Raw genomic sequence first — 3,953 nt, forward strand, 5'->3', positions numbered from 1 at the left:
CCACCCGCTGGAACAACTCCCACAACCCGTCCGGGACCAGCCGCTCCACGATCGTCATGCCTCAAGATTACGATCCCAAATGAGACGACGTCTAAAGCGTCTCTCTTTTGAAGGTCGCGTTGAAGCTCTCCGCGGCGGCGTTGTCTGCGGAGCTGCCCACCGCACTCATTGAGGCTTTTCCAACCTGCCTGCGAGGTTGGGCGGTCCCTTGGGTGGACGTCTTCTTCTTCAGCTCGAGGTTTTCGTAGTAGAGGTTCGCCGTCACCGTGGCGAGCGCGTCGACCTGCAGCTCGGTCGCCCTGGTGGTGACATCGCGGAGGTTCAGCGGCGTCGCCAACGCCGTCGCCGACGTCGGATTCCTGCTCCCGCCGGACCTCATGCAGCGGTTGCGCGACACTGCCCGCGACCTCGGCGTACCGCTCAAGGCCCTGGCGTTGGGCGCCCACGCACGCGCCCTCGCCGAGTGGAAGGGGCGTGACCGGGACATGACAACCGGCGTCGCCTTCAACGCCCGCCCTGACCGAACCGGTTCAGATCTGGTGGTCGGCCTGTACCTCAACACCGTCCCCGTGCGCTTTCGTTCGTTCGCCGGCAGCTGGGCTGACCTCGCCCGGACCGCGCTGGCGGCGGAGCGCAACGCCACCCCCTACCGGGCCTTCCCCCTCGCTGAGATCGAGTCCCGGATCGGCCGCCCGGCCTTCGACACCACGTTCAACTTCACCCACTTCCATATCTACCAGGACATCGAGGCATTGCCAGCGCTGAAGGCGCGGTCTTGGTGGGTACGCGGCAAGCCCAGCGACCCGGGCTCGCCCTGCGCACCCTCCTCGACATCGGTACCCGACCCGGATATTGGACCTCCGTGCTGCGGGGCGCACCGCTCACCCTCGCCAACCTGCAAGCGTCGGACGCGCCCGGACAGAGGGCCACGGTCGCCGCCCTCAACGACCTCTTCGATCCCGCTGTGACCTGGGACGACATCGCCGAACTGCGCGCGCGGTGGCCCGGCGCGATGATCCTCAAGGGACCACTTGGCCCAGCGGACGTGCGCCGTGCCATCGAGGCCGGCGCCGACGGCGTCCACCTCTCCAACCACGGAGGCCGACAGCTCGACCGGTGCGTCAGCCCGCTCGACCTGCTCGGGCCCGCCCGCAAGGCCGCGGGAAACCGCCTCGCGCTGGTGCTGGACTCCGGTGTCCGGCACGGCGCTGACATCGCCGAGGCCCTGGCTCTCGGAGCGGACCTGTGCATGATCGGGCGCCCCTACCTGTACGGTGCCGCGGTCGGCGGTCGGGCGGGTGTCGAGCGCGCGGTCGACCTGCTGGTCGCGCAGCTGCGCCGCACCGTCCAGCTGCTGGGCGTCACCGACCTGACGGAGCTGCGTAAACACGGTCCAGAACTATGCGCGCTGCCACCGTCGCCGCGTCCGCGCCGGCTGGCTGGAGACGAGGACGGCCATGTCTGACACACCCCGCAGAATCCTTGTCTCCGGCGGCACCAGCGGTATCGGGCGTGCCTGCGTCGAACGCCTCGCCTCCCGCGGGCACCGGCTATGGGTCCTCGGCTCGCGCGAACCCGGACTGCGAGCCGTCCGGGAAGCCCTACCGCTGGCCGGGAGCAGCCGCTGCGACGTCGCCGACGCCGACGCCGTGGTGGGCGCGGTCGCCGAGGCGGTAGCCGAACTCGGTGGCCTCGACGGAGCGTTCGTCAACGCCGGCATCGACGGCCTCGGCGTCCCGGCGACCGACGTCGATGTCGCCCACTTCCGCCGGGTCCTGGACGTCAACGTCACGGGGGCGTTCCTCGTGGCCCGGGAAACCGCCAAGGCCATGAAGGGCCCGGCCTCGATCGTCATGAACGCTTCCATGAACGCGCTCCGTTCGGAGACCGGGTTCGTCGACTACAACGCCAGCAAGGCCGCCGTCGTCAGCATCGCGCAGACCATGGCGATCGAACTGGCACCTGAGGGCATCGCGGTGACGGCTCTGTGCCCCGGCTACTTCCCCACCCCCATGACGGCTCCGTACCTGGACGACCCGTCCAGCCGAGCCGAGCTGCTGGCGAGAATCCCGGCAGGACGCTTCGGCCGACTCGACGAGATCGCGGCGCTCGTGGACTTCCTGCTGACCTCGGATGCTGCCTACATGACCGGCGGCGTCATCACCATGGACGGCGCGGCCAGCGCCTGACCCCACGCCTCCGAACGGTCCCCCACAGGAGCTCGCGGTGCACGAGTCCGGCACCCCCCTTTCCTCCGCCGCTCCCCGCGCCGACCAACCACTGCCTCCCCAGGAGGCGGAACGGACGTGGTCCCCGGAGCGGAGGTCCGTCGAGTTCGTACCGCACCAGGCCAGATACGGCCGCAGCCGAAGCCTCTTCACACTCTGGTTCGGCGCCAACATGCAGGTCACCACCATTGCGGCGGGCGCGCTGAACGTCTCAATCGGCCTGGGCCTCGGCTGGGCGCTACTATCCGTCGTGGTCGGCAACCTGATCGGCGCGGTCTTCATGGCCCTCCACTCGGCGCAAGGCCCCAGACTGGGCATTCCCCAGATGATCCAGAGCCGGGCCCAGTTCGGGTACGTCGGCGCGATCCTGCCCCTGGTCCTGGTCCTGTTGATGTACCTCGGCTTCTTCGCCACCACGGGCGTGCAGGGCGGACAGGCCCTGGCGGGGTGGAGCGGCATACCAGCGTCACCTGCCACGATCCTGGTCTCCGCGGTCATCCTCGTCGTGGCGATCTTCGGCTACCGGCTCATCCACGCCATGCAGAAGTGGGTCAGCCTGCTGTCGTGCATCGCGTTCGCCTATCTGACAGTCCGGCTACTGACCGCGGGCGACTTGGCCGCCGCGTGGCAGCACCAGCACGTGACCGCAGGCTCCTTCCTGCTCGGCACCGCACTGGCCGCCACCTGGCAGATCACCTACGCCCCTTACGTAGCCGACTACTCGCGTTACCTGCCCGAGCACACCTCCATCAAGAGCACCTACTGGTACACCTACGCCGGCTCCGTCCTCGCCTCGTGCTGGATGATGGCGTTCGGGGCCTTGGCGGCGGCCGTTGCCCCGAGCGCGTTCGACGGCGGCTCGGTGGAATTCATCGTGCATCAGTCCCAGGGCGGCTACGGCGCGTTCTACGCGGTGATCCTTCTTGGCATCGTGGGCATCAACTCCCTGAACCTGTACGGCATCTTCATGTCGACCACGAGTATCGTCACCGCCCTAACGCCCCTGCGCGTGGGCCCACGGGCCCGGGCCTTGATCATCACGCTGGCCGCGACCGTGGGCACCGCCGTCGGCCTGTCTGCGAGCAGCGACTTCCTCGGCAACTTCCTGAACTTCATCCTTCTGCTGGCCTACTTCCTGATCCCCTGGACGGCGATTAACCTCGCGGACTTCTACCTGGTCCGCAAGGAGACGTACGACATCCCGTCGATCTTCGACCCTGCGGGCCGGTACCGAGGCGTCGACCTTCGGACGGCGACCGCCTACGCCGTGGGTGTGGCCACCGAACTGCCCTTCGTCAACTCGGGCTTCTACGTCGGCCCGCTGGTCGCGCCCCTCGGCGGTGCGGACATCTCGTGGTGCATCGGGCTGGTCACCTCCGGAGCGGCGTACGTCTTCCTCATGTGACGGTTCACGCGCGCCGACGACGGGGAGCTCATGGCGGCGAGTCCCTCCTTCTGAACCGGCAGGCCCGACTCGCGACTGGCGAAAAGGGCCGATTATGGCACTCGCCGCGACATTCCCCGAGATGCGGGGCACACGGTGATTCTTGCCCGTGCGCCCCGCCGCTGCGGAGGAAGAGGCCCGACGAGTGATCCGACAATATCGATCCCGACAACTGACTTGCCTAGTTGTTCTGTCCACGGAGGTTGGTGACAGCGATCACTGACGTGTGATCTTGAAATGGGTGAGGGCCTTCTGGCCTGGTGTGGATTGCGACATCTACC

Annotated in this window: 4 protein-coding genes and 1 pseudogene; 4 read left to right on the forward strand and 1 reads right to left on the reverse strand. The window is 67.9% G+C overall.

The genetic code is table 11. From position 1 onward, the window contains the following. Nucleotides 1-91: 91 nt before the first annotated feature. Nucleotides 92-397: a hypothetical protein gene (locus tag ABZV31_RS38060; RefSeq protein ID WP_355901445.1), complete on the reverse strand. Its 306-nt coding sequence runs from the start codon at nt 395-397 to the stop codon at nt 92-94. Here ABZV31_RS38060 and ABZV31_RS38065 point away from each other — a divergent pair. The 4 genes and pseudogenes from ABZV31_RS38065 to ABZV31_RS38080 all read left to right on the forward strand — a co-directional run. After that, nucleotides 378-689 (forward strand): annotated as a pseudogene (locus ABZV31_RS38065) (condensation domain-containing protein); the annotation flags it as partial. The gene ABZV31_RS38060 and the pseudogene ABZV31_RS38065 overlap by 20 nt on opposite strands. A gap of 89 nt (nt 690-778) precedes the next feature. After that, nucleotides 779-1,465 (forward strand): alpha-hydroxy acid oxidase, encoded by a 687-nt coding sequence (locus ABZV31_RS38070; protein ID WP_355901439.1) that lies wholly within the window; start codon nt 779-781, stop codon nt 1,463-1,465. Next, nucleotides 1,458-2,189 carry an SDR family oxidoreductase gene (locus ABZV31_RS38075; protein ID WP_355901441.1) on the forward strand — a complete coding sequence of 244 codons (732 nt, stop codon included), beginning with the start codon at nt 1,458-1,460 and terminating at the stop codon, nt 2,187-2,189. The genes ABZV31_RS38070 and ABZV31_RS38075 overlap by 8 nt, the downstream gene beginning before the upstream one ends. A gap of 37 nt (nt 2,190-2,226) precedes the next feature. Beyond that, nucleotides 2,227-3,633: a cytosine permease gene (locus ABZV31_RS38080; RefSeq protein ID WP_355901443.1), complete on the forward strand. Its 1,407-nt coding sequence runs from the start codon at nt 2,227-2,229 to the stop codon at nt 3,631-3,633. The last annotated feature ends 320 nt before the right edge of the window (nt 3,634-3,953 follow it).

Origin of the sequence: Streptomyces sp. NPDC005202 (assembly GCF_040608235.1) — a bacterium.
In the GTDB taxonomy this organism is placed as follows: domain Bacteria; phylum Actinomycetota; class Actinomycetes; order Streptomycetales; family Streptomycetaceae; genus Streptomyces.